Consider the following 23075-nt stretch of genomic DNA (forward strand, 5'->3'; position numbering starts at 1 on the left):
AGACTGGGCATCCTAGTGGATGTGCTCTGCCGGGGAGCGGTCCTCGCGCTCCATCTGCAGCGTCGTATGGTGCAGGTCGAAGCCGGCCTGCAGCCTGTCTTCGATATCGCGGCGCACCTGCTCGCCGTCCGCGCCGGGCAGCAGCACCACATGGCCGGTCAGCATGGGCTTGCTCTGCGTGACCGCCCACAGGTGGACATCGTGGATCGCTGCCACGCCCGCCGTGCCCGCAATCGTCTCGCGCACCGCCTGCAGGCTCATCCCCGAGGGCACGCCTTCCAGCAGGATGTTGATGCACTCGCGCAGCAGGGTCCAGGTCCGCGGGAACACCATGAAGCCGATGCCCACGGCCACCGCCGAGTCGATCCACCGCCAGCCCGTCAGCCAGATCAGCGCGGCACCGGCGAGCACGCCGACCGAACCCAGCATGTCCGCCCATACCTCCAGATACGCGCCCTTCACGTTCAGGCTCTCGTCCTTGCCGCCCGACAGCAGGCGCATGGAGAGCAGGTTGATCACCAGCCCCACGGCCGCCACCGCCATCATGCCCAGGGACTGGATTTCTGCAGGCGCCGACAGCCGGCGGTAGGCCTCATACAGGATGTAGAAGGCCACGCCCAGCAGCACCAGCGCATTGACGGCGGCGGCCAGGATCTCGAAGCGCGCATAGCCGTAGGTGCGCATCAGGTCAGCCGCCTTGCGGCCGGCGCGTATGGCCACCAGGGCCAGCAGCAGCGCCATCGCATCGGTCAGCATGTGCATGGCGTCGGAGATCAGGGCCAGGCTGCCCGTGACCATGCCGCCGATGATTTCCACCACCATGAAGGTGCCGGTCAATCCGAAGGCAAACCAGAGACGGGATTCCGGCAGGGCACGCACGTCGCCGTGCTGATGGCTGTCGCTCATGAGATTCCTTGACTTGAAAACGGTTGTGAACAGAGGGCCGCTGCACCGATGGCGTCCATGGCAGGCAGGGGCACGGACCTCCATGAGAAAGCGTGAAGTGACTTGAAGGTCAAGTGCTGCCGGCAACCTGGCACCGCAGGTGGCCCGGACGCCGTAGCGCGCATATCCCTGCATCCATCGCAACATTTCATTTAGGTAAATTGATTACGAATAGTAGAATCAAATCATCCACCAAGGAGACATTCGATGAACACAAGCGCCCGTCCCGACCTGTCCACGCTGCCACCGCCCGCCGCCGTGCAGCAACTGCACCACTACGCCTACAAGGCCCGCGATGCCGAGGAGACCCGCCACTTCTACGAGGACATCCTGGGCCTGCCGCTCTATCACATCATCCAGAGCGACTACGTGCCCAGCACGGGCGAGTACTGCCCCTACACGCATTTCTTCTTCCGCCTGAAGGATGGGTCGTTCATCGCCTTCTTCGACATCGGCGACGACGAAAAGGCCCTGCCCTCGCCCAACACGCCGCTGTGGATCAACCACATCGCCTTCCGCGTGGACACCGTCGAGGAACTGGAGAACACCAAGGCCCGCCTGGTGGCGCATGGCATCGAGGTGCTTGGCGTGACCGACCACCACATCTTCAAGAGCATCTATTTCTTCGATCCCAACGGCATCCGCCTGGAGCTGTCGGCCCAGCTGGCCGACGAAGTGCAGATGGCGCGCGAAAGCACCACCGCCCACGCCCGCCTGAACGAGTGGACGGCACGCAAGGAGCAATGGCGCAAGGAACGCGCCGAAGGCAAGGCCGCCCAGCCGCTCAAGCCCCAGAGCAACGACCGGCCCGAGTTCGTGCCCGATGCAGCCTAGAGCGTGTTGTGCACTTTAAAGTGCCCGCGAAAGCCGGGGAACGGGCCCGGAACGAGGCGTAGCACGCGCCGCGGTTGCCACACCGCAAGCGGGCTGCAACGAAGGACCGGGCCCGTTCCCCGGCTTTCCCGAAGGGTTGGCTCTGTGCGCAGGCGCTCGCGGCGTTGCAGCGCTTGCCAAGGCATGAGCCTTGGCGGCGCACTGCGCCTTGCGATCACCAGCGCGCAGAGCCAACGCGGGCGCTTAAAAGTGCACAACACGCTCTCAATAAAACCCGGCGAACAGGCAGGCGGACGGGGTCGGTAGAATCCCCGTCAAACCGTCATCCATTTCGCATATGCAGACGGCATCCCTTCAACGGATGCCGTTTTCATTTGCCAAACGCCATTCGCACAATTCCCCGCAAGCAAGCCATGAGCGACACCATTGCCCAGCCAGGCCTCGACAGCCTGTCCAAATCGTTTGAACCCGCAGCCATCGAGGCCCAATGGGGCCCTGAATGGGAAAAGCGCGGCTACGGCGCAGCCGGCGTGCGCGGCACGGGCCAGGCAGATGCATCCCAGCCATCGTTCTCCGTCCAGCTGCCGCCGCCCAATGTGACGGGCACGCTGCACATGGGCCATGCGTTCAACCAGACCATCATGGACAGCCTCACGCGCTACCACCGCATGAAGGGCCACAACACGGTCTGGGTGCCCGGCACCGACCACGCGGGCATCGCCACGCAGATCGTGGTGGAGCGCCAGCTGCAGGAGCAGGGCATCGCCAGCCGCCACGACATGGGCGCGACGCCTCCCGAGGCGCGCAAGAACTTCGTGAGCAAGGTCTGGGAGTGGAAGAACCAGAGCGGCAACACCATCACCGGCCAGATGCGCCGCATGGGCGACAGCGTGGACTGGAGCCGCGAGTACTTCACCATGGACGACAAGCTGTCGTCCATCGTCAACGAGACCTTCGTGCGCCTGTACCAGCAGGGCCTGATCTACCGTGGCAAGCGCCTGGTGAACTGGGACCCCAAGCTGATGTCCGCCGTCTCCGACCTCGAGGTCGAGAACGAGGAAAAGGACGGCTCGCTGTGGCACATCGCCTATCCGCTGGCCGATGGCTCGGGCCAGCTCGTGGTGGCCACCACGCGCCCGGAAACCATGCTGGGCGACGCAGCCCTGATGGTCCACCCCGAGGACGAGCGCTACCAGGCGCTGATCGGCAAGACCGTGATCCTGCCCCTGGTGGGCCGCGAGATCCCCATCATTGCCGACGACTACGTGGACCGCGAGTTCGGCACGGGCGTGGTCAAGGTCACGCCTGCGCATGACAACAACGACTACGCCGTGGGCCAGCGCCACGGCCTGCCGATGATCTGCGTGCTGACGCTGACGGCCACCATCAACGACGAGGCGCCCGAGAAGTACCGCGGCATGGACCGCTTCGTGGCGCGCAAGGCCATCGTGGCCGATCTGGACGCGGCCGGCCTGCTGGTCGAGACCAAGAAGCACAAGCTCATGGTGCCCATCTGCACGCGCACGGGCCAGGTGATCGAGCCCATGCTGACCGACCAGTGGTTCGTGGCCATGAACAAGGTGGGCGAAGGCGATGCCACGGGCAAGTCCATCGCGCAGAAGGCCATCGATGCCGTCTCCAGCGGCCAGGTGCAGTTCGTGCCCGAGAACTGGGTCAACACCTACAACCAGTGGATGAACAACATCCAGGACTGGTGCATCTCGCGCCAGCTGTGGTGGGGCCACCAGATTCCAGCCTGGTACGACGAGGACGGTAAGGTCTACGTGGCCCGCACCGAGGAAGAAGCCCGCGCCCAGGCCCCCGGCAAGACGCTCACGCGCGACGAGGACGTGCTGGACACCTGGTACTCCTCGGCCCTGGTGCCGTTCTCCACCATGGGCTGGCCGAACCAGACCGAGGCGGCCGACGATGACTACAACCTCTACCTGCCCAGCTCGGTGCTGGTCACGGGCTACGACATCATCTTCTTCTGGGTCGCCCGGATGATCATGATGACCACGCACTTCACGGGCCGCGTGCCCTTCCGCCATGTCTACATGCATGGCCTGGTGCGTGACGCCCAGGGCAAGAAGATGAGCAAGTCCGAGGGCAACGTGCTCGACCCCGTGGACCTGATCGACGGCATCGACCTGGACACCCTGCTGGACAAGCGCACGCAGGGCCTGCGCCGCCCCGAGACCGCGCCCCAGGTGCGCAAGAACACGCAAAAGGAATTCCCCGAGGGAATTCCCGCCTACGGCGCCGACGCGCTGCGCTTCACCTTCGCGGCCCTGGCCTCGCTGGGCCGCTCCATCAACTTCGACAGCAAGCGCTGCGAGGGCTACCGCAACTTCTGCAACAAGCTGTGGAACGCCAGCCGCTTCGTGCTGATGAACTGCGAAGGCCATGACTGCGGCCTGCTGCCCCACACCAAGGAGCAATGCCAGGCCGGCGGCGAGTTCGCAGGCTACATGCAGTTCAGCCAGCCCGACCGCTGGATCGCCTCGCAGCTGCAGAAGGTCGAGGCCGAAGTAGCCAAGGGCTTTGCCGAATTCCGTCTGGACAACGTGGCCAACGCGCTGTACGACTTCGTCTGGAACGAGTTCTGCGACTGGTACCTGGAAATCGCCAAGGTGCAGATCCAGACCGGCAACGAGGCCCAGCAGCGCGCCACGCGCCGCACGCTGATCCGCACGCTGGAGGCCATCCTGCGCCTGGCCCACCCCATCATCCCGTTTGTGACCGAAGCCCTGTGGCAGAAGGTCGCCCCGGTCGCCGGCCTGCCCGGCGAGTCCGTTGCCGTGGCCCGCTACCCCGAGGCCCAGCCCGAGAAGATCGACGAGGCCGCCATCGCCTACGTGGGCCGCATCAAGCAGATGATCGACGCCTGCCGCACGCTGCGCGGCGAGATGGGCGTGTCGCCCGCACAGCGCCTGCCGCTGCTGGCCGTGGCCAGCTCGGCCGATGAGTCGCAGTTCCTGCGCACCAATGCCGCCGTGCTGCAAAACCTGGCCAAGCTCAGCGAGGTCAAGGTGTTCGACGACGAAACCGCCTGGGCCGAGGCCGCCCAGGCCGCGCCCGTCTGCGTGGTGGGCGAGGCGCGCCTGGCGCTGTTCGTGGAGATCGACGTGGCGGCCGAAAAGGCCCGCCTGTCCAAGGAAGCCGCACGCCTGGAAGGCGAGATCACCAAGGCCAATGCCAAGCTGGGCAACGAGGCCTTCGTGGCCAAGGCGCCCCCGGCCGTCATCGACCAGGAAAAGAAGCGCGTGGCCGACTTCGGTGCCACGCTGATCCGCATCCAGGAACAACTCGCCCGCCTGGGTTGACATGGAATCTCCCCCTGAGCGGCTGTGCCGCTTCCCCCTCTCTCGCTTCGCGGGAGGGGGACGACACCCTCGGCGCGGGGCGGCCCTTCCTCGGTGTCCCTGATCTTGGGCTGCGCCAGTTTCATCGTCCGAGGGCATCAAGTCGCACAATGAAAGCTGAGACACTTAGCGAAGAAGACGCAAAGCCGCACGCTTTTTCCATCACCTGAATCCCAAGATTTTCATGAGTAATCAGACCCGTGTCCGCAAAGCCGTGTTTCCCGTTGCCGGGCTCGGCACGCGCTTTCTGCCCGCCACCAAGGCCTCTCCCAAGGAGATGCTGCCCGTGGTGGACAAGCCGCTGATCCAGTACGCCGTGGAAGAGGCCTACGAGGCCGGCATCCGCGACATGATCTTCGTCACCGGCCGCAGCAAGCGCGCCATCGAGGACCATTTCGACACCGCCTACGAGCTGGAAAACGAGCTGGAGAACGCCGGCAAGCAGGCCATGCTGGAGCTGGTGCGCAGCATCAGTCCCGCCGACATGAACTGCCTGTTCGTGCGCCAGCCGCGCTCGCTGGGCCTGGGCCATGCCGTGCTGTGCGCCGAGCCGCTGGTGGGCAACGAGCCCTTTGCCGTGCTGCTGGCCGACGACCTGATGGTGGGCGAGCCCGGCGGCCCCGGCGTGATGGCGCAGATGACATCGGCCTTCCACAAGCAGGGCCGCTCCCTGCTGGCCGTGCAGGAAGTGCCGCTGGAGCAGACCAAGCGCTATGGCATCGTGGCTGGCGAGCCGGCCGGCGGTTCGCTGATGCGCATCGAGAAGATCGTGGAAAAGCCCGCGCCCGAGAAGGCCCCCTCGCGCATGGGCGTGGCTGGCCGCTACGTGCTGACACCGGCCATCTTCGAGGAGATCCGCAACCAGCCCAAGGGCGTGGGCGGCGAGATCCAGCTGACGGACGCCATTGAACGCCTGATGGCCCATGAAGCTGTCTACGCCTTCCAGTACCAGGGCAAGCGCTACGACTGCGGCAGCAAGGAAGGCTTTTTGCAGGCCACGGTGGAACTGGCGCTGCAGCACGAGGATGTGGGCGCGAGCTTCCGCGAATACCTGCAGGGCCTGAGCATCTGAGGCCCGGCCTCAGATCCGCCCCTGCCCCATGCAAAAGGCCTGCGAAAGCAGGCCTTTTTCTTTGGAGCGAACCGCGTGCAGCCGCTCAGCGCCGGCGCAGGATATGGATGAACTCCGCGCCCACGGTCTGCTGCTCCACCAGTTCATTGCCGGTCTGCTTGGCAAAGGCCTGGAAGTCGCGCAGCGATCCGGTATCCGTGGCCACCACCTTGAGCAGCTGGCCGCTGTCCAGTTCGGCCAGCGCCTTCTTGGCCTTGAGAATGGGCAGCGGGCAGTTGAGCCCGCGCGTGTCGATTTCCTTGTGAATTTCCATCGGATGCACCTCTTGAGCCTGGGATTCTAGGCGGCATCGCGGCTGAGGCCGGCAGCAGTGTCTTCATCGGCGCGACTCGCTTCAGCCTCCTGGGCCTGCTCGGCACGCTTCCAGAAGTCACGGATCACAGGATCATGCCCCCGGCTGCGCAGCCACTTGGCCAGCGCCATGCCCGTGCCCGAAGGCCAGGCCTGGACTTTCTCGGGCTCCAGCAGGCGGTACTCGAGCAGCTCGGGCGACAGCCGCACCTGGCCGCTAGCGCGCACATGGAAGGCGATGATCACCTGGTTCATGCGCAGGAACTCATGCACGCTGATCAGCTCCAGCGACTCGGCCTGCAGGCCGGTTTCCTCCGCCACCTCGCGTGCCACGCCCTCCTCGGGCGACTCGCCGGCTTCCATGAAGCCCGTGATCAGGCCGAAGACCTTCTCGGGCCAGGCCGCATTGCGCGCCAGCAGCACCTTGCCGTCCAGCTCCACGATGGCGGCCAGCACCGGCGTGGGATTGTTCCAGTGCGTCCAGCCGCACTCGGGGCAGCGCAGGCGCGATACATCGCCGCCGTCCTCGGCCTGGATCACCCACTGCAGGGGCGTTGCGCAGTGCGTGCAATAGCGGGTTTCATAGTGCATGGGGCTGTTCCTGGTTTTTTGCTGTCCTGGCTCTATGCAAACAGGAAGGCCCGCCGGAAGGCGGGCCTGTCGCTGTGTCAGGCGGGGAAGACGCCCGTGGACAGATAGCGGTCGCCGCGGTCGCAGACCACGAAGACGATGGTGGCGTTGTTCTCGCGCTCGGCAATCTGCTGGGCCACCCAGCAGGCGCCCGCCGCCGAGATGCCGGCAAAGATGCCTTCCTCGCGCGCCAGGCGGCGCGCCATGTCCTCGGCATCGTCCTGGCCGACGAGCACGGTCTCGTCGATCAGCGAGGCGTCGTAGATCTTGGGCATGTACTCCTCGGGCCACTTGCGGATGCCGGGGATGCGCGAGCCCTCGGCCGGCTGGGCGCCCACGATGCGGATGGCCGGGTTCTTTTCCTTGAGGAACTTCGCCACGCCGGTGATCGTGCCCGTGGTGCCCATGGCGCTCACGAAATGCGTGATCTCGCCGCCGGTCTGCTCCCACAGCTCGGGACCCGTGGTCTCGTAGTGGATGCGCGGGTTGTCGGGGTTGCCGAACTGGTCGAGCACCACGCCCTTGCCCTGGGCCACCATCTGGTCGGCCAGGTCGCGCGCGTATTCCATGCCGCCGCTCTTGGGCGTGAGGATCAGCTCGGCGCCATAGGCCTTCATCGTCTGGGCACGCTCGATGGACAGGTCCTCGGGCATGATCAGCACCATCCGGTAGCCCTTGATCGTGGCGGCCATGGCCAGCGCAATGCCGGTATTGCCCGAGGTGGCCTCGATCAGCGTGTCGCCGGGCTTGATGTCGCCGCGCTCTTCGGCGCGGCGGATCATCGACAGGGCCGGCCTGTCCTTGACCGAACCGGCCGGGTTGTTGCCTTCCAGCTTGCCCAGCACCACGTTGCCACGTTCCTGGCGAGACTGCGCACCGATGCGCTGCAATGCCACCAGGGGCGTGCGGCCGATGGCGTCTTCGATGGTCGGATAAATTTTCATAGCCTCACACTGTGCCATAATTCGCCCCTGCGCTAAGTAGCCCGGGTGGTGAAATTGGTAGACGCAGGGGACTCAAAATCCCCCGCCGCAAGGCGTGCCGGTTCGATTCCGGCCCCGGGCACCAGAGATTACGTAGCCGAAAAAGCAGTCCCCTGCTTTTTCGGCTATTTCTTTTCCGGCCGCTGTCTTCACAGCGTCCGCACAAACCTCAAGCCCCTTTGCATCCAGCCGTGTTCAACGGCTGCACTGCATTTCAAGGCCCTCCAGCCTGCACCGATCCTGCGTCCTCATGCCTTGGGCGGGATGACGCCTGCGCGCTTTTCGCCGCACAGGGCCCAACCTGTGTACAACTTTGGCATCAACCGCCTCTCAAGGCCTGCCAGGCCTGGACCTTGGCCCATGCTGAAGCCTCCTTGAAGCAGCACCATCCCAGCCCGCAGGCAGGGCTGCAGCCCTGCATCAGATTCAGCACCTTCCCTCTGAAAACTGCCACTTGCACCACCGTCATGCAGCCCTTGCCCAGCGCGGGCACCAGCCCGGTGCGCCCACGGCTCGGGCCTGTAAAAGCCCATGAAAAAAGCCACCCTGAGGTGGCTTCCTTTCTCCACAGATCCATTGAACAACCCTGTGGATAATCAGTGAACAGCAAGTGAACGAGGCGTCCAAGTGCTTGCATTCACTGGCCGCAGGCTAAGCTGCCTGCAAATCAAGCAACCTCCAAACCCAAGGGAAAACCCTCAATTCGGAAGGCGCCTGACCCACCTCGCCTCAGGCATCCGTGCGGCGGATCTGCGCGCGCCCTGCCGCCGTGATGTGCCATTGATGGCTGCTGTCCACTTCGACCAGTCCACGCTCGCGCAGCCTCTTGGACAGATGCTCGCGCGCCGCGCTTTCCAGCGACACGGGCTCGCCCATCTCCAGCTTCTTGAGCACTTCGAGTTCATCCACCGTCGGCTCGTACACGGGTGCGTGATATGTGGTTTCGGCCATCGCTACTCCTTCGCTATTCAAAGTCTCATGCCCCAGGACTCCAGGGGGCACGGATGCAAACATAGCCTTGGCCCGGGAGCCGCGCAATCGGTGGCCGCACCTTTTTTCGAGTTGTGGGCGATGATTGCACGCTTTGCGGCGGCGTCCCACAGGCGCCAAGGCCAGGCCCCGGCCTGACAACGGGCGATCAACGCTCTTGCCGCACCCGCCCCATTGGCCGCTCCCTCACCCATCTGACCCAGGAATTCAGGTTTTCATGCTGTACGCCATCACCGCCTTGTTCGCCTTCCAGTTGCTGGGGGAGGCCATCGTCCAGCTCACGGGGCTGCCGCTTCCGGGCGCGCTCGTGGGCACGCTGCTGCTGCTGGCGGCGCTGCTGCTGCACGGCCGCCTGCCCGAGTCGCTGGAGAAGGCAGCCGGCGTGCTGCTGCAAAACATGATGCTGCTGTTCATTCCCGTCATTGCAGGCGTGATGCTGGAGTTCGACCGGCTGTCGCGCGAATGGCAGCCCTTTGTGATCGCCTGCGTGGCGGGTGCGGCCATTACCTTCCTGGCCACGGCCTTCACCTTCCGCTGGTGCCTGGAGCGCCAGCGCGCCCGCGAAGCGGCTGCCAGCCAGGGAGACAAGGCATGAGCGCGCTCACCACCCACTGGCAAAGCGCCTGGCAGTCGCTGTCCGGCAATGCCTCCACCGCCCATCTGCCCTGGCTGGTGCTGACCATGGCCGTCTACCTGGCGGCCATGGCGCTGTACCGCAGAAGCGGCAACCATCCGCTTCTGATTCCCGTGTTCACGGCCGTGGTCGTCATCGTGGGCGTGCTGCTGGCCACGGGCACCTCCTATGCCAGCTACCGCAGCGGCGTCTCGCTGCTGGGGCTGCTGATCGGCCCGGCTACCGTCGCGCTGGCAATTCCGCTGTACGCCCAGCGCGAGCGCATCCGCGCGCTGTGGCTGCCCATCAGCGTGGCGCTGGCCGTGGGCTGCGTGGTGGCGTTGCTGTCGGCACTGCTGATCGGCTGGAGCCTGGGAGCGACGGTGCAGACGCTGGTGGCGCTGGCGCCCAAGTCGGCCACCATTCCCATCGCCCTGCCCATGGCCGAGCGCTTTGGCGGGCCGGCCTCGCTGGCGGCCGTGGCCGTGGCCATCACCGGCATTGCGGGCACGATGATGGCGCCGCTGCTGATCCGCCTGGTGCGCAGCGATGACCCGGCCGTGCAGGGTTTTGCCCTGGGACTTACGGCCCACGCCATTGGCACGGCACGCGCGCTGCAGGTGAATCCGACCATGGGCGCCTTCTCGGCCCTGGCCATGGGCCTGAACGGCGTGGCCACGGCCGTGGTCATGCCGCTGTGCCTGGCCGTGCTGCCCTGGTTTTGAGCGCGATTGCGGGTTTTCCCCAGAAACACCCCCACAAGCCTGTGGACAAGCGCCGCCAGCAGCAAGGATAAGTCAGTTAAGTGACTGTCATCGTTGAACAATCCAAAGCCTGCTTAATTTTCAGGCAGGCCGGTGCTCCCTGGCGCGCTGCTGCAGCCATGAAGAGAACACGCGCAGGGCGGGCGCGGGCTGCGCATCGGGCGCCAGGGCCGGCGTGACCAGGTAGTAGGCACGGTTGCCGCGCAGCGGCTGCGGGCAGGCAATGATGAGGTCGCCGCGCGCCAGTTCCTGCTCGATCAGCATGGGCGGCATCAGCGCCACGCCCAGGCCCTGGCTGGCGGCCACGGCCAGCATGGAGAACAGCTCCAGCCGCATGCCGTCCAGCGCGCGCGGCGCGGCCACGCCCATGGCATCGAACCACTGCTGCCAGCCGTAGGGCCGCGTGCTTTGCTGCAGCAGCGGCATCCGGGCCACGATGTCCGCCCCCACGGGCAGCCAGGCGCGGCCCGGCTCGCGTGCCTGGGCCGTGGCCAGCAGTTGCGGGCTGCACACGGGCACCACCTCTTCGTCCATCAGCCATTGCGCCTGCACACCGGGCCAGCGCGCCACCTGCTCGGGCGTGCCTGCATAGAGCGCGGCGTCGAACACGGTATCGGCAAACAGGAAGGGCCGCGTCTGCACGTCAATGTGCACCGTGACCTCGGGATGCTCGCGCGCCAGCTGGGGCAGGCGCGGCAGCAGCCAGCGCGTGGCGAAGGTGGGCACGGCCGCCAGGTTGAGCGGGCCGCCTTCGCCCTGGTGGGCCATGATGTCCAGCGTGTCGCGCTCCAGGCCGTGCAGCCAGCGCGAGACCTGCTGGGCGTACTGCGTGCCCGCCTCCGTCAGCAGCACGCCGTGGCGCGTGCGCCGGAACAACTGCACGCCCAGGAACTCCTCCAGCGCAATGATCTGGCGCGATACCGCGCTTTGCGTGAGCGACAGTTCCTGCGCCGCACGCGTGTAGCTGATGTGGCGGGCGGCCGACTCGAAGCAGGCAAGGGCTTGGGTGGATGGCAGGGCTCTACGCATATCTCATGAATTCAACGCACTCCAATGGCACACATCATAGGGAATAACCCGCAACATGGAATCCATACATGCGCTTTACGCATTCATGGATGAACAAACATCGTTTGCGCCGGGCCCAGGCCCGCTTCTAAGATGCAGCGCAACAACGCTACACGGCGGTGGCCTGCCCGGCACCGCGCTGACACCGCACGTGGCAGCGGCTCCCGCCCTTGACCTCTTTGTTTTTGGAGATACGACACCATGGCCCGCAACAGCTTCCAATGGGATGACCCCTTCCAGCTCGACCAGCAACTGAGCGAAGACGAGCGCATGATCCGCGACGCGGCCCATGCCTACTGCCAGGAGAAGCTGGCCCCCCGCGTGCTGGAGATGTTCCGCCACGAAAAGTCCGACGTGAGCATCTTCCGCGAGATGGGCGAGCTGGGCCTGCTGGGCCCCACCATCCCCACGCAGTACGGCGGCGCGGGCCTGAACTACGTCAGCTACGGCCTGGTGGCGCGCGAGATCGAGCGCGTGGACTCGGGCTACCGCTCCATGGCCAGCGTGCAAAGCTCGCTGGTGATGGTGCCCATCAATGAATTCGGCACCGAAGACCAGAAGAACAGGTACCTGCCCAAGCTGGCCAGCGGCGAGTTCATCGGCTGCTTCGGCCTGACCGAACCCGACCACGGCTCCGACCCCGGCAGCATGTCCAGCCGCGCCTACAAGGTGGACGGCGGCTACCGCCTCAAGGGCAACAAGATGTGGATCACCAACAGCCCCGTGGCCGACGTGTTCGTGGTCTGGGCCAAGGAAGTGACCGAGGACGGCCATGTGGGCGAGATCCGCGGCTTCATCCTGGACAAGGGCATGAAGGGCCTGTCGGCCCCGGCCATCCACGGCAAGGTGGGCCTGCGCGCCTCCATCACGGGTGAGATCGTGATGGACGATGTCTTCGTTCCCGAGGAAAACGCCTTCCCCGAGGTGCGCGGCCTCAAGGGCCCCTTCACCTGCCTGAACAGCGCACGCTTCGGCATCGCCTGGGGCGCCCTGGGCGCAGCCGAGTTCTGCTGGCACACGGCGCGCCAGTACACGCTGGACCGCAAGCAGTTCGGCCGCCCCCTGGCTGCCAACCAGTTGATCCAGAAGAAGCTGGCCGACATGCAGACCGAGATCACCCTGGGCCTGCAGGCCGCGCTGCGCGTGGGCCGCATGAAGGACGAGCACCAGAACGTGATCGAGATCACCTCGCTGATCAAGCGCAACAACTGCGGCAAGTCGCTGGACATTGCCCGCATGGCGCGCGACATGATGGGTGGCAACGGCATCAGCGACGAGTTCGGCGTGGCCCGCCACCTGGTCAACCTGGAAGTGGTCAACACCTACGAGGGCACGCACGATGTGCATGCGCTGATCCTGGGCCGGGCTCAGACCGGCATCGCAGCTTTTGCCAACTGACCCCCTGAGGCGCTTCGCGCCTTCCCCCTTCTCGCTTCGCGGAGGGGGACGACGCCCTCGCCGCGAGGCGGCTCTTGCTCGGCGTCTCTCGCTTGGGCAGCGTCCGTCTCGCACGCTATGGGGGATGGAAGCTCAAGCACTCAGCTGAACTACCAGCGGCATCGGGCGCGCTCATATTTCTTCCCTCTCATGTCCTCCACATCCTCCGCGCCGGCCGCATTGGCCGGCATCAAGGTGCTTGATCTTTCCCGCGTGCTGGCCGGGCCCTGGTGCACGCAGACGCTGGCCGACCTGGGTGCCGATGTGATCAAGGTCGAGCGGCCCGTGGCCGGCGATGACACGCGCCACTGGGGGCCTCCGTTCCTGCCGCGCGACGATGGGCAGGCCACGCAGGAGGCCAGTTATTTCACGGCCTGCAACCGCAACAAGCGCTCGGTCACCATCGACATGTCCACCCCCGATGGGCAGCAGCTGATTCGCCAGATGGCGGCAGGGGCCGATGTGCTGGTGGAAAACTTCAAGGTCGGTGGCCTGGCGCAGTACGGGCTGGACTACGAAAGCCTCAAGGCGCTCAACCCGCGCCTGATCTACTGCTCGGTCACGGGTTTCGGCCAGACCGGCCCGTATGCCGAGCGCGCGGGCTACGACCTCATGGTGCAGGCCATGTGCGGGCTGATGAGCATCACCGGCCATGCCGACGAGGCGCCCGGAGGCGGCCCGCTCAAGGTGGGCGTGGCCGTGATCGATGTCTTCACGGGCCTGTATGCCAGCAATGCCATCCTGGCCGCGCTGCATGCGCGCCAGGCCTCGGGCCGGGGCCAGCACATCGACATGGCCCTGCTCGACGTGGGCATGGCCGTGCTGGCCAACCAGGCCGCCGGCTTTCTGGCCACGGGCGAATCGCCGGGCCGCGCCGGCAACATCCACCCCAGCCTGGCGCCCTATCAGGACTTCGCCACGGCCAACGGCAACGTGCTGCTGGCCATTGGCAATGACGGGCAGTTCGCGCGCTTTTGCGCCGCCGTCGGCGAAGCCGGCTGGGCGCAGGACGAGCGCTTTGCCACCAACACCGCCCGCGTGCGCAATCGCCAGGCGCTGCTGGAGCGGATGGTGCCCCTCATGAAGACACGCGGCACGGCCGAATGGATTGCGCTGCTGGAAGACAAGGCCGTGCCCTGCGGCCCCATCAACACCATCGCCCAGGCCTTCGATGACCCGCAGGTGCGCGCACGCGGCATACGCGTCGAGCTGCCGCGCGAGGCCGGCGACGGCATCTCGCGCATCGCCGGCGTGGCCAGCCCCATGCGGCTGAGCGATACCCCGCCCGTGCTGCGCAGCGCACCGCCCTCCCTGGGCCAGCACACCGATGAAGTGCTGGGCGAGCTGGGCATTGCGCCCATGGCCATCCAGGCGCTGCGCTCGCGCGGCGTGGTCTGATCGCCAGCGCCGCGCAACACCGCCTCCACATTTCTCAGCCCAAGCACCGCCATACGAATGTCCTAAAGAATCACGCCCTCCCACCCGTCGGTGCCTCACAACAAACGCTCACAACATCCATTCAAGGAGACAACACCATGACTCACACCACTCGCATCGCGCTCGCCGGCATCCTCGGCGCCCTCGCGCTGTCGGGCGCAGCCCATGCCCAGGGCTACCCCACCAAACCCATCAAGCTGCTCGTGCCCTTCGCGGCTGGCGGCACCACCGACCTGATCGCGCGCATCGTGGCCGAGCCGCTGGGCCGCGCCCTGGGCCAGCCCGTGGTGGTCGAGAACAAGGGCGGCGGCGGCGGCAGCATCGGCGCGGCCGAGACGGCGCGCTCCCAGCCCGACGGCTACAGCCTGGGCATTGCCACCGTGTCCACCACGGCCACCAACCCGGCGATCAACCCCAAGATCCCGTACAACGTGCTGACCGACTTCACACCCATCGTGAACATCGCGGCCACGCCCAACATCATTGCGGCCAACCCCAAGTTCGCGGGCAAGAACTACCAGGAGTTCCTGGCCGAGGTGAAGAAGAACCCCGGCAAGTACTCCTACGCCTCGCCCGGCAACGGCAGCATCACCCATCTGATGATGGAGATGTTCAAGCTGTCCACGGGCACCGACATCACCCACGTGCCCTACCGTGGCAGCGGCCCCGCGCTGAACGACGCCGTGGCCGGCCAGGTTCCGCTGATCTTCGACAACCTGCCCTCCGCCCTGGGCTTCGTCAAGGAAAAGCGCCTGGTGCCCATCGTGGTGGCCGCGCCCCAGCGCCTGGCAGCGCTGCCCGATGTGCCCACCTTCAAGGAAGTGGGCCTGGCCCCCGTCAACCGCATGGCCTACTACGGCATCGTCGGCCCCAAGAACCTGCCGCGCGACATCGTGGACAAGGTCAACGCCGCCACGCGCAAGGTGCTGCAGGACCCCGCCATCAAGAAGCGCATCGAGGAAACCGGCTCGCTGATCGTGGCCGACACGCCCGAGCACTTCTTTGAAGAGATCAAGGCCGAACTGGCGGTCTACAAGGACGTGGTGCAAAAGCAGAACCTGACGATGGATTGAGCCTGCGCGTCACCCACCGACCATCCCCGCCACGGCGGGGATTTTTTTCAGGCTTCGCCAGCGGCAGGCGACAGCAACGCCTCGCACACCTCGCACAGGCGCTCAGCCAGACGCCGGCCCGGCGCCGACAACTGGGCGCGCACGTGCAGTGCCACTTCCACATCAGGCACGGGGGCGAAGCCGGCCATGCCGTCGAGCAGGCGGTGGCCGGGCCCGACCAGCCGGCGCGGCAGCAGGCTGATGCCCAGGCCCTGCTCCACGGCGGCTTCCAGGCTGTCCAGGCTGGCGCTCACATAGGCCAGGCGCCAGCGCCGGCCGGCGGCATCCAGCGCATGCGTCATCTCGCTGCGGTACAGGCCGCCCTGCGGAAACACCACCAGGGGCAAGGGATCCATCCCGTGGCAGGGATGCCGCGCACTGTCTATCCAGGCCAGCGGTTCAGGCCAGCGCGCCATGCCGGGCGTGCTGCCGCTGCGCTGCTTGACGATGGCCAGGTCCAGCTCGCCGGCCTGCAGTTGCTGCCATATCGCCTGCGACAACCCGCTGGTCAGCTCCAGGCGCAACTGCGGTTGGCTGCGCGCAAGCGCGCCCAAGGCGGGCATCAAGGCATGGCCGGCAAAGTCCTCGGGAACACCGATGCGCAACACGGCCTCGGTGGCGCCAGCCAACTGCTCCACGGCCTCGTCCATGAGGGCCAGGATGCGTTGCGCATAGGCCAGCAAGCGCTCTCCTTCCAGCGTGCATTCCACATGGCGCCCGCTGCGGTCCAGCAGCGTGCAGCCCATTTGCTCCTCCAGCCTGCGGATCTGCTGGCTGACCGTGGACTGGGTCAGGTGCACGCCCTGCGCCGCACGCGTGAAGCTGCCGGTTTCGGCCACGGCGCAGAAGCTGCGCAGCAGGGTGGGGTCTATGGAAGAGGGCTGCATGGGGCTTGGGCGAATTTCAGTGGCTTTGTCACTGCCCGGCATTTGATCATTTAATTTTCCAATTGATGCCCCCCGTCCTAGACTGCGGCCTCAGCTCCCGATTGCCCAGCCATCCCCATGCAAGAACAAGAACACATCCGCCTGCTGCGCCATGCCGTGCAGCTGGCGCACGACAACCGCCTGCGGGGCGGCCGGCCCTTCGGCGCCCTGCTCGCGCGCGAGGGGCAGATCCTGTCCACGGGCGTCAACGAGATCGTGCAAAGCCATGACCCCAGTGCCCATGCCGAAATGCAGGCGCTGCGCGCAGGCACGCGCGCCCAGGCCAACCCCAGCCTGGCTGGCTGCACCATCTACGCCAGCGGCCACCCCTGCCCCATGTGCCTGGCGGCGCTGGTGATGGCCGGGGCCGAGCAGGTCTTCTTCGCCTTCGACAACGCGGACGCCCAGCCTTACGGCCTGTCCAGCGAAGGCGCCTACCAGCGGCTGCGCATGCCGCTGCAGCCGCCACCGCTGCCCCTGACGCGGCTGGACACGGGCATCACGGCGGCCCAGCTGTATGGCAACGCCCCCTGGGCCTGAAGCCATGTCGTCCATTGCGCCCGCACGCACCAAGGAGCCTGCCGCGGCACACGCCATTCCAACGGCGCTGTGGCTGGCCACCGTGGTCCTGGTCACGCTGAACCTGCGTCCGTTTCTCACGGCCATCGGCCCGCTGGGCCCGCAGATACAGTCCGCCACGGGCATGGATCTGTCCACGCTGTCCTGGCTGACGCTGCTGCCCATGGCGTTGATGGGCGTGGGCGCCTGGCTGGCCCCGGCCGCGCTGCGGCGCCTGGGTCCGCGCCGCGCCGTGGTCGGGTCTTTGGCGGTGATTGCGCTGGGCTGCGCGCTGCGCGTGGCGGGCTCCAGTGCGGCCACCCTGCTGGCCACGGCCGCGCTGTGCGGCGCTGGCGTGGCCCTGGTGCAAGGCGTGCTGCCGGGCCTGATCAAGCGCCAGTCGCCCGCACGCATGGCCCAGATGATGGGGCTGTACTCGGCCGCGCTCATGGGCGGCGGGGCGCTCGGTGCCCAGATTTCGCCGCTGGCCGTGCAATGGGGACTGGACTGGCGCTTTGCGCTGGCGCTCTGGACTGCGCCCGCCCTGCTGGCATTGGCGCTGGCGCGGCATGCGCTGCGCGCGTTGCCGGGTCCGGCGCCCATGGCAGCCCATGCCTCGCAAGACACCGGATGGCTGCGCCAGCGCCCGCGCACCTGGATGCTGATGGCCTGCTTCGGCCTCATCAACGGCGGCTATGCGGCCATGGTGGCCTGGCTTGCGCCCTTCTACCAGACGCACGGCTGGAGCCCCGCGCAAAGCGGCGGCCTGGTGGCCCTGCTGTCGGTGGCCCAGGCCAGCGCCGCGCTGGGACTGCCCGTGCTGGCTTCGCGCCATGCCGACCGGCGGCCGTGGCTGGGGTTCACGCTGCTGTGCCAGATCATCGGCCTGGCCGCGCTGGCCTGGTGGCCTGATGCAGCGCCGCTGCTCAACATCGTCATCCTCGGCATCGGCCTGGGTGGGTGCTTCGCCTTGATGATGGTGGTGGCGCTGGACCATCTTCCCCACCCCACGCAGGCCGGTGCGCTCAACGCACTGATGCAGGGCGGCGGCTTTCTGATTGCGGCGCTGGCGCCCTATGTGATCGCCCGGCTGCACCAGTTCACGGGCGGATTCGGCGCCGGCTGGCTGGCCCAGATGGCCGCCGTGCTCGTGGTCTGCGTGCTGGTGTCCCGCCTGGCGCCGCAGCGCTACGCCCAGGCCATGCGGGCACCCGGCGACTGACCCGCTTCAGTGCGCCGTTGCCTGGAAGCCGGCCGACCAGCGCACGAAGGCCCAGATGCACCAGGCCAGGCCCAGCGCCACCAGGCCGCCGCCGATCCAGCCGATGTTCTGCATGCCCGCATGCATGCTGACCTGGCTGCCCAGCAGCGCACCGCCGCCAATGCCGATGTTGAAGATGCCCGAGAACATGGACATGCCCACATCGGTGGCGTCGGCCGCCAGCTTGAGCACCTGGGACTGCATGGCCAGGGCGAAGCAGATCATGGCGACACCCCAGACCGAGCTCATCACGTAGAGCGATGCCTCATGGCCCGAGGCCGGCACCAGCATCAGCAGGCTGGCCGACAGCACGCCAATGGCGGCCAGCAGAAAGCCGCGCGGATGGCGCAGCCCCCACCAGCTGAACATCACGCTGCCCACGATGCCCATGCCGCCGTACAGCAGCAGCACGGCCGTGGTCACCTTGCCCTCGAAGCCCGCGATGTCCTGCACGAAGGGCTCGATATAGCTGTAGGCCGTGAACTGCCCGGTGATCACGACCACCAGCAGGATGTAGATGGACAGCAGCGCCGGGCGGCGCAGCAGCATGGGCACGCTGGCCAGGTTGCCCGCGTTCTCGCTGGGCAGGCGCGGCAGCAGCCGGGCCAGGGCCACCATGACGATGGCGGCCACCCCGCCCACGGCCAGGAACGTCGTGCGCCAGCCCAGCCATTCGCCCACGATGCGGCCCAGCGGAATGCCCAGCACCATGGCCATGGAGGTGCCGGTGGCCAGCAGGCTCAGCGCCACGGCCTTCCTGCCGGGCGGCGCCACGCGCACGGCCAGCGAGGCGGTGATGGACCAGAACACCGCGTGCGACAGCGCAATGCCGATGCGGCTGACCATGAGCGAGGCAAAGCTCCAGGCCACGCCCGACAGCACATGGCTGGCCACGAACAGCGCGAACACGCCCATCAGCAGCTTGCGCCGCTCCACATTGCGCGTGAGCAGCATGAAGGGCAGCGAGGCCAGGGCCACGATCCAGGCATAGATGGTCAGCATCAGCCCGACCTGCTCGGTGGGCATGCCAAAGCTCGCGCCAATGCTGCTGAGCAGGCCCACGGGCACGAACTCGGTGGTATTGAAGACGAAGGCGCCCAGCGCCAGCGCGATCACGCTGAGCCACGCCTGGGCGGCCGTGGGTGTGGATGACGCGGAAACGGAGCCGGCCGCAGCGGAGACGGAAGGGGGCATGGGGAACGTGGGGCCTTTTTTGTTGCAGCGCAATATTGTGCTGCGCCATGCGACCGCCTGATGTCAGCTGCCGCGCAGGCCCCAGTGCCGCCAGGGAGACTCAGGCGGGCGGCAGGTGGCAGACGGCCTCGATGTTGTGGCCGTCGGGGTCGAGCACGAAGGCCGCGTAATAGTCGTCGTGGTAGTGCGGTCGCAGGCCGGGCTCGCCGTTGCAGCGCCCGCCTGCCGCCAGGGCCGCCGCATGGAAGTCATCGACCATGTGGCGGTTGTCCACGCGGAAGGCCACATGGATGGGCGGCTGGTTGGGCGTGCCCCCGCTGATCCAGAAATCGGGCTTGGGCGGCTCGCCGAAGCCCGCAGTGTCCGTATGGCCCGTGACTTCGGCAGAAAGCTCCATGAGGATTTCATAGCCCAGCGGCGCCAGGGCGCGTGCATAGAAATCCTTGCTGCGCTCGAAATCCGATACGAGGATTCCCGTGTGGTCGATCATGGCTGTGCTCCTGCCTGTTCATGACGGACACCAGCATGCCATGGAGACCGCTGCGGCACCAGTGGACTGGCGCAGGTGTTCAGTAAGCGACGGTGAAACGCTGGCGCAGGTGCAGGCCCTTGTCCAGCGCGTCGACCAGGGCCACGGCCAGGTCCGCTGCCGAAATCGTGCCGGGCTGGCCATCGGCCTGCATCAGCGGCTCATCCTTGCCCGTGCGGTATTGGCCCGTGCGTTCGCCATGGTCGCCCAGGTGCAGGGCAATGGGCGGGCTCAGCATCGTCCAGTCCAGGCCCTGCTCCTTTTGCAGATCGTTGAGGGCATCGCGGGCAGCCGAGGCGCCGGGCTTGATGGCGGCCGGGAACTCGGGCGTGTCCACCAGTTGCTTGCCGGGTGCGATGTAGAGGCTGCCTGCGCCGCCGACCACCAGGTAGCGCTTGATGCCGGCCGCCTTGGTGCCCGCCACGATGGCGCGCGAGCCGCGCATGAAATCCTCATAGATGTCGGGATTGCCCCAGCCCGCGTTGTAGGCGCTGACCACGGCGTCCGCGCCCGCCACGGCGCGCTGCACGGCGGCGGCGTCCAGTACATCGGCCTGCACGGCCTGCAGCCGCGGCTGGGCCGCCAGCTTGGCGGGGTCGCGCACCAGGGCCACGACCTCATGGCCGCGCTGCAGCAGCTCCTTCAATACCGCCGAACCCACAAAGCCGGTTGCGCCAATCAATGCCACTTTCATCTTCGGTCCTTTATGGCGCCAGGGCGCCTGTTCACGATGGCATTGAGATTACGCCGTTCACAATGCATGCGGTAGACGGCAATTTTTACCAAGACCTTGAAGTGCAGCTTCACAATACAGCCCATGGATGACTACAGACGCATGGCCGTTTTCGCCGCCGTGGTGCAGCACGGCTCCATGAGCGCCGCCGCGCGTGCCCTGGGCATGAGCCCCTCGGCCGTGAGCCAGCAGGTGCGCCAGCTCGAACGCGATGGCGGCGTCACCCTGCTGCACCGCTCCACCCGGCAGATCGCGCTGACCGACACGGGCGAGCGCTACTACCAGCAGTGCGCCGCCATGGCCCAGGCCGCCAGCCAGGCGCGGGCCGAGCTGGCGGCCGCGCGCGACGAGCCCGGCGGCGAGCTGCGCCTGTCAGCCACGGTGGGCTTTGCCCGCCACATCGCGCCGGCCCTGGGCCACTGGCTGGCGCGGCACCCCGCACTGCGCCTGCACCTGGATGTGGACGACGCGCCCATCGACCTCATACAAAGCCGCATCGACCTGGCCTTGCGCTTCGGCCGGCTGGCCGATTCCGGCTGGGCCGCCCGGCGCCTGGGCGCCATGCGCAACTGGCTGTGCGCCTCGCCGGCATGGATACAGGCCCAGGGGGGCGGCGCGGCTTGGCGCCACCCGGCACCGCTGGCCAGCATGCGCTGGCTGGGCCTGGCGCGCGAGGGCCAGGGCCAGGCCCTGCGTGCCGAGGCGCGCCACCCTGACACGGGCGAGACCTACAGCCTGCAGGTGCTGCCGCATGTGGCCAGCAACAACCAGCTGTCCATCCAGCAGATGTGCGAGGCGGGCCTGGGCCTGGCCCTGCTGGGCAGCATGGACGTGGCCGACACGGTGGCCGAAGGCCGCCTGGTGCGCCTGCTGCCCGACTGGGACTTCGGCGGCCTCGACATCTGGGCCGTCACCCCGCAGCGCCAGGCCCAGCCCGCCAAGGTGCGCCAGGCCATCGCTGCCTTGCAGGCCTATCTGGCCAGGTTGCCGGGCGTGGTCGATGCGCCGGCCTCAGCCTGAGGATCATGGACAGCGCACGAAAAAAAGCCCGCACGGGGCGGGCATGAAAACGAAGGAAGGACGCTCGCTCAGTCGAGGGCTGTCTTCTGGCCGTTCTTGAACACGCTCAGCGTGTACGAGGGGTTCTTCATCTCGCCATTCTTCTCGAAGGCGATCTTCGAGGTCACGCCCGAGTAGTCGGCCTTTTGCAGGAAGGGGATGTAGACCTTGGGGTCCCAGGAGTTGGCGCGCTTCATGGCGTCGGCCAGCATCATGGTGGCGTCGTAGAAGTACGGGCTGTAGACCTGGAACTGGCCGGGGTACTTGGCGTCGTAGCGCTTTTTCCATTCCGTGCCGCCGGGCATCTTGGCCAGCGAGGCGCCGCCATCGGCGCAGATCACGTTGTCCAGCGGCTTGGCACCGGCCGCCACCTTGGCCAGCTCGGGCACGCACAGGCCGTCGCCGCCGAAGTACTTGGCATCGTTCAGGCCCAGCTGGGCCATCTGGCGCAGCATGGGGCCGGCTTGGCCGTACATGCCGCCGTAGAAGATGCCATCGGGCTTCTTGGCCTTGATCGAGGTCAGGATGGCCATGAAGTCCGTGGCCTTGTCGTTCGTGAACTCGGAGGCCACGACCTTCACGCCCAGCTTTTCCGCATCCTTCTTGAACACATTGGCCAGGCCCTGGCCATAGGCCGTGCGGTCATCGATGATGGCCACGGTCTTGAGCTTGAGCGTCTGCGCCGCGTACTTGGCCAGTGCCGCGCCCAGCGCGTTGTCATTGGCGATCACGCGGTAGGTGGTGTTCCAGCCGGGCTTGGTCAGGTCGGGGTTGGTGGCCGCGCCCGTGATCATGGGAATGCCGCAGTCCTGGAAGACCTTGGACGAGGGAATGGCCACGCCCGAGTTGAGGAAGGCCACGGCGCCGGCGACCTTGTCGTCGCACAGCTTCTGCGAGGCGGCCGTGCCCTGCTTGGGATCGGCCACATCGTCCTCGGCCACCAGCTGGAACTTGACCTTCTTGCCGGCGATCTCCATGCCCTTGGCATTGAGCTCGTCGATGGCCATGCGCACGCCGTTTTCGTTGTCCTTGCCGAAATTGGCCTGGGGACCGGACACCGGGCCGATGTGGCCGATGCGGATCACCTGCTCCTGGGCCATGGCCACGCCACCCATGCCGGCCACGACGGCCGCAATACACAACTTCCGGGACATCTTCATCGCGCACTCCTCAGTTGAAACAGGCCGTCACGTTATTCCCGTCATCGCGGCTTG

General features: G+C 66.8%; 22 protein-coding genes and 1 tRNA gene. 12 read left to right on the top strand and 11 right to left on the bottom strand.

Translation table 11 applies throughout. The features are described from left to right. Positions 1–12: 12 nt before the first annotated feature. Positions 13–906 carry a cation diffusion facilitator family transporter gene (locus tag DA1_RS05490; protein ID WP_034391244.1) on the bottom strand — a complete coding sequence of 298 codons (894 nt, stop codon included), beginning with the start codon at positions 904–906 and terminating at the stop codon, positions 13–15. A 246-nt stretch (positions 907–1152) separates the two neighbouring features. On the opposite strand from DA1_RS05490, the gene DA1_RS05495 reads away from it, so the two are divergent. From DA1_RS05495 to galU, 3 genes are all read left to right on the top strand, one after another. After that, positions 1153–1779, top strand: coding sequence for a VOC family protein (locus tag DA1_RS05495; protein ID WP_034391240.1), 627 nt, complete (start codon positions 1153–1155; stop codon positions 1777–1779). 413 nt (positions 1780–2192) lie between these two features. After that, entirely contained in the window at positions 2193–5105 is a 2913-nt protein-coding gene (locus DA1_RS05500) for a valine--tRNA ligase (protein WP_034391238.1), read from the top strand. 223 nt (positions 5106–5328) lie between these two features. Next, a complete protein-coding gene (gene galU, locus DA1_RS05505; RefSeq protein ID WP_012204138.1) occupies positions 5329–6216 on the top strand; it encodes a UTP--glucose-1-phosphate uridylyltransferase GalU in 888 nt (295 codons plus the stop codon). An 85-nt stretch (positions 6217–6301) separates the two neighbouring features. Here the strand turns inward: galU and DA1_RS05510 are convergent, their stop codons facing one another. From DA1_RS05510 to cysM, 3 genes are all read right to left on the bottom strand, one after another. Next, complete coding sequence (locus DA1_RS05510; RefSeq protein ID WP_012204137.1) at positions 6302–6529, bottom strand: sulfurtransferase TusA family protein; 228 nt, start codon at positions 6527–6529, stop codon at positions 6302–6304. A 26-nt stretch (positions 6530–6555) separates the two neighbouring features. Beyond that, the gene (locus tag DA1_RS05515; RefSeq protein WP_034391235.1) at positions 6556–7158 is read right to left on the bottom strand and encodes an NUDIX hydrolase; all 603 of its coding nucleotides are present in this window, start codon (positions 7156–7158) and stop codon (positions 6556–6558) included. A 77-nt stretch (positions 7159–7235) separates the two neighbouring features. Further along, entirely contained in the window at positions 7236–8141 is a 906-nt protein-coding gene (cysM, locus tag DA1_RS05520) for a cysteine synthase CysM (protein ID WP_017407070.1), read from the bottom strand. 39 nt (positions 8142–8180) lie between these two features. Between cysM and DA1_RS05525 the strand changes: the two genes are divergently transcribed. Then, positions 8181–8265: transfer RNA gene (locus DA1_RS05525), tRNA-Leu, on the top strand. Between the two features lie 644 nt (positions 8266–8909). Here DA1_RS05525 and DA1_RS05530 read toward each other — a convergent pair. Next, positions 8910–9131 carry a hypothetical protein gene (locus DA1_RS05530; RefSeq protein ID WP_012204134.1) on the bottom strand — a complete coding sequence of 74 codons (222 nt, stop codon included), beginning with the start codon at positions 9129–9131 and terminating at the stop codon, positions 8910–8912. Positions 9132–9387: 256 nt separating this feature from the next. Between DA1_RS05530 and DA1_RS05535 the strand changes: the two genes are divergently transcribed. Both DA1_RS05535 and DA1_RS05540 read left to right on the top strand, forming a co-directional pair. After that, complete coding sequence (locus tag DA1_RS05535) at positions 9388–9765, top strand: CidA/LrgA family protein (RefSeq protein ID WP_016448957.1); 378 nt, start codon at positions 9388–9390, stop codon at positions 9763–9765. After that, positions 9762–10508 carry an LrgB family protein gene (locus tag DA1_RS05540; RefSeq protein ID WP_034391232.1) on the top strand — a complete coding sequence of 249 codons (747 nt, stop codon included), beginning with the start codon at positions 9762–9764 and terminating at the stop codon, positions 10506–10508. Before DA1_RS05535 ends, DA1_RS05540 begins: the two co-directional genes overlap by 4 nt. 120 nt (positions 10509–10628) lie before the next feature. On the opposite strand, the gene DA1_RS05545 is transcribed toward DA1_RS05540, so the two are convergent. Continuing rightward, entirely contained in the window at positions 10629–11576 is a 948-nt protein-coding gene (locus DA1_RS05545) for a LysR substrate-binding domain-containing protein (protein WP_012204131.1), read from the bottom strand. Positions 11577–11816: 240 nt separating this feature from the next. Between DA1_RS05545 and DA1_RS05550 the strand changes: the two genes are divergently transcribed. The 3 genes from DA1_RS05550 (at position 11817) to DA1_RS05560 (ending at position 15562) form a co-directional block, all read left to right on the top strand. Next, positions 11817–13013, top strand: coding sequence for an acyl-CoA dehydrogenase (locus DA1_RS05550; RefSeq protein ID WP_034391229.1), 1197 nt, complete (start codon positions 11817–11819; stop codon positions 13011–13013). 189 nt (positions 13014–13202) lie between these two features. Beyond that, positions 13203–14450 (top strand): CaiB/BaiF CoA transferase family protein, encoded by a 1248-nt coding sequence (locus DA1_RS05555; RefSeq protein WP_013803646.1) that lies wholly within the window; start codon positions 13203–13205, stop codon positions 14448–14450. A gap of 137 nt (positions 14451–14587) precedes the next feature. Beyond that, positions 14588–15562, top strand: coding sequence for a tripartite tricarboxylate transporter substrate binding protein BugE (locus DA1_RS05560; protein ID WP_034391227.1), 975 nt, complete (start codon positions 14588–14590; stop codon positions 15560–15562). Positions 15563–15609: 47 nt separating this feature from the next. Here the strand turns inward: DA1_RS05560 and DA1_RS05565 are convergent, their stop codons facing one another. After that, positions 15610–16488, bottom strand: a complete 879-nt coding sequence (locus DA1_RS05565) for a LysR family transcriptional regulator (RefSeq protein WP_034391225.1) — start codon at positions 16486–16488, stop codon at positions 15610–15612. A gap of 117 nt (positions 16489–16605) precedes the next feature. On the opposite strand from DA1_RS05565, the gene DA1_RS05570 reads away from it, so the two are divergent. Beyond that, positions 16606–17067 carry a nucleoside deaminase gene (locus DA1_RS05570; RefSeq protein ID WP_012204126.1) on the top strand — a complete coding sequence of 154 codons (462 nt, stop codon included), beginning with the start codon at positions 16606–16608 and terminating at the stop codon, positions 17065–17067. 4 nt (positions 17068–17071) lie between these two features. After that, positions 17072–18307, top strand: coding sequence for a cyanate transporter (locus DA1_RS05575; protein ID WP_034391223.1), 1236 nt, complete (start codon positions 17072–17074; stop codon positions 18305–18307). Between the two features lie 6 nt (positions 18308–18313). Here DA1_RS05575 and DA1_RS05580 read toward each other — a convergent pair whose 3' ends face one another. From DA1_RS05580 to DA1_RS05590, 3 genes are all read right to left on the bottom strand, one after another. After that, the gene (locus tag DA1_RS05580) at positions 18314–19540 is read right to left on the bottom strand and encodes a sugar transporter (RefSeq protein ID WP_034391221.1); all 1227 of its coding nucleotides are present in this window, start codon (positions 19538–19540) and stop codon (positions 18314–18316) included. Positions 19541–19640: 100 nt separating this feature from the next. After that, positions 19641–20030, bottom strand: a complete 390-nt coding sequence (locus tag DA1_RS05585; RefSeq protein WP_012204123.1) for a VOC family protein — start codon at positions 20028–20030, stop codon at positions 19641–19643. Between the two features lie 79 nt (positions 20031–20109). Continuing rightward, positions 20110–20763: an NAD(P)-dependent oxidoreductase gene (locus DA1_RS05590; protein WP_012204122.1), complete on the bottom strand. Its 654-nt coding sequence runs from the start codon at positions 20761–20763 to the stop codon at positions 20110–20112. A 123-nt stretch (positions 20764–20886) separates the two neighbouring features. On the opposite strand from DA1_RS05590, the gene DA1_RS05595 reads away from it, so the two are divergent. Beyond that, positions 20887–21822, top strand: coding sequence for a LysR family transcriptional regulator (locus DA1_RS05595; protein WP_034391218.1), 936 nt, complete (start codon positions 20887–20889; stop codon positions 21820–21822). A gap of 68 nt (positions 21823–21890) precedes the next feature. Here the strand turns inward: DA1_RS05595 and DA1_RS05600 are convergent, their stop codons facing one another. Further along, on the bottom strand, positions 21891–23021 hold the full coding sequence (locus DA1_RS05600) for a branched-chain amino acid ABC transporter substrate-binding protein (RefSeq protein WP_013803650.1): 1131 nt from the start codon (positions 23019–23021) through the stop codon (positions 21891–21893). Between the last annotated feature and the right edge of the window lie 54 nt (positions 23022–23075).

This window comes from Delftia acidovorans NBRC 14950 (assembly GCF_001598795.1).
Classification (GTDB): domain Bacteria; phylum Pseudomonadota; class Gammaproteobacteria; order Burkholderiales; family Burkholderiaceae_C; genus Comamonas; species Comamonas acidovorans.

Bases quoted from the DNA above. Each gene is read 5' to 3' on its own strand.
- DA1_RS05580 (WP_034391221.1), bottom strand. From the start codon at position 19,540: ATGCCCCCTTCCGTCTCCGCTGCGGCCGGCTCCGTTTCCGCGTCATCC.
- DA1_RS05565 (WP_034391225.1), bottom strand. From the start codon at position 16,488: ATGCAGCCCTCTTCCATAGACCCCACCCTGCTGCGCAGCTTCTGCGCC.
- DA1_RS05540 (WP_034391232.1), top strand. From the start codon at position 9,762: ATGAGCGCGCTCACCACCCACTGGCAAAGCGCCTGGCAGTCGCTGTCC.
- DA1_RS05600 (WP_013803650.1), bottom strand. From the start codon at position 23,021: ATGAAGATGTCCCGGAAGTTGTGTATTGCGGCCGTCGTGGCCGGCATG.
- DA1_RS05570 (WP_012204126.1), top strand. From the start codon at position 16,606: ATGCAAGAACAAGAACACATCCGCCTGCTGCGCCATGCCGTGCAGCTG.
- DA1_RS05590 (WP_012204122.1), bottom strand. From the start codon at position 20,763: ATGAAAGTGGCATTGATTGGCGCAACCGGCTTTGTGGGTTCGGCGGTA.
- cysM (WP_017407070.1), bottom strand. From the start codon at position 8,141: ATGAAAATTTATCCGACCATCGAAGACGCCATCGGCCGCACGCCCCTG.
- DA1_RS05495 (WP_034391240.1), top strand. From the start codon at position 1,153: ATGAACACAAGCGCCCGTCCCGACCTGTCCACGCTGCCACCGCCCGCC.
- DA1_RS05490 (WP_034391244.1), bottom strand. From the start codon at position 906: ATGAGCGACAGCCATCAGCACGGCGACGTGCGTGCCCTGCCGGAATCC.
- DA1_RS05515 (WP_034391235.1), bottom strand. From the start codon at position 7,158: ATGCACTATGAAACCCGCTATTGCACGCACTGCGCAACGCCCCTGCAG.
- DA1_RS05535 (WP_016448957.1), top strand. From the start codon at position 9,388: ATGCTGTACGCCATCACCGCCTTGTTCGCCTTCCAGTTGCTGGGGGAG.
- DA1_RS05595 (WP_034391218.1), top strand. From the start codon at position 20,887: ATGGATGACTACAGACGCATGGCCGTTTTCGCCGCCGTGGTGCAGCAC.
- DA1_RS05510 (WP_012204137.1), bottom strand. From the start codon at position 6,529: ATGGAAATTCACAAGGAAATCGACACGCGCGGGCTCAACTGCCCGCTG.
- DA1_RS05575 (WP_034391223.1), top strand. From the start codon at position 17,072: ATGTCGTCCATTGCGCCCGCACGCACCAAGGAGCCTGCCGCGGCACAC.
- DA1_RS05530 (WP_012204134.1), bottom strand. From the start codon at position 9,131: ATGGCCGAAACCACATATCACGCACCCGTGTACGAGCCGACGGTGGAT.
- DA1_RS05550 (WP_034391229.1), top strand. From the start codon at position 11,817: ATGGCCCGCAACAGCTTCCAATGGGATGACCCCTTCCAGCTCGACCAG.
- galU (WP_012204138.1), top strand. From the start codon at position 5,329: ATGAGTAATCAGACCCGTGTCCGCAAAGCCGTGTTTCCCGTTGCCGGG.
- DA1_RS05555 (WP_013803646.1), top strand. From the start codon at position 13,203: ATGTCCTCCACATCCTCCGCGCCGGCCGCATTGGCCGGCATCAAGGTG.
- DA1_RS05585 (WP_012204123.1), bottom strand. From the start codon at position 20,030: ATGATCGACCACACGGGAATCCTCGTATCGGATTTCGAGCGCAGCAAG.
- DA1_RS05560 (WP_034391227.1), top strand. From the start codon at position 14,588: ATGACTCACACCACTCGCATCGCGCTCGCCGGCATCCTCGGCGCCCTC.
- DA1_RS05545 (WP_012204131.1), bottom strand. From the start codon at position 11,576: ATGCGTAGAGCCCTGCCATCCACCCAAGCCCTTGCCTGCTTCGAGTCG.
- DA1_RS05500 (WP_034391238.1), top strand. From the start codon at position 2,193: ATGAGCGACACCATTGCCCAGCCAGGCCTCGACAGCCTGTCCAAATCG.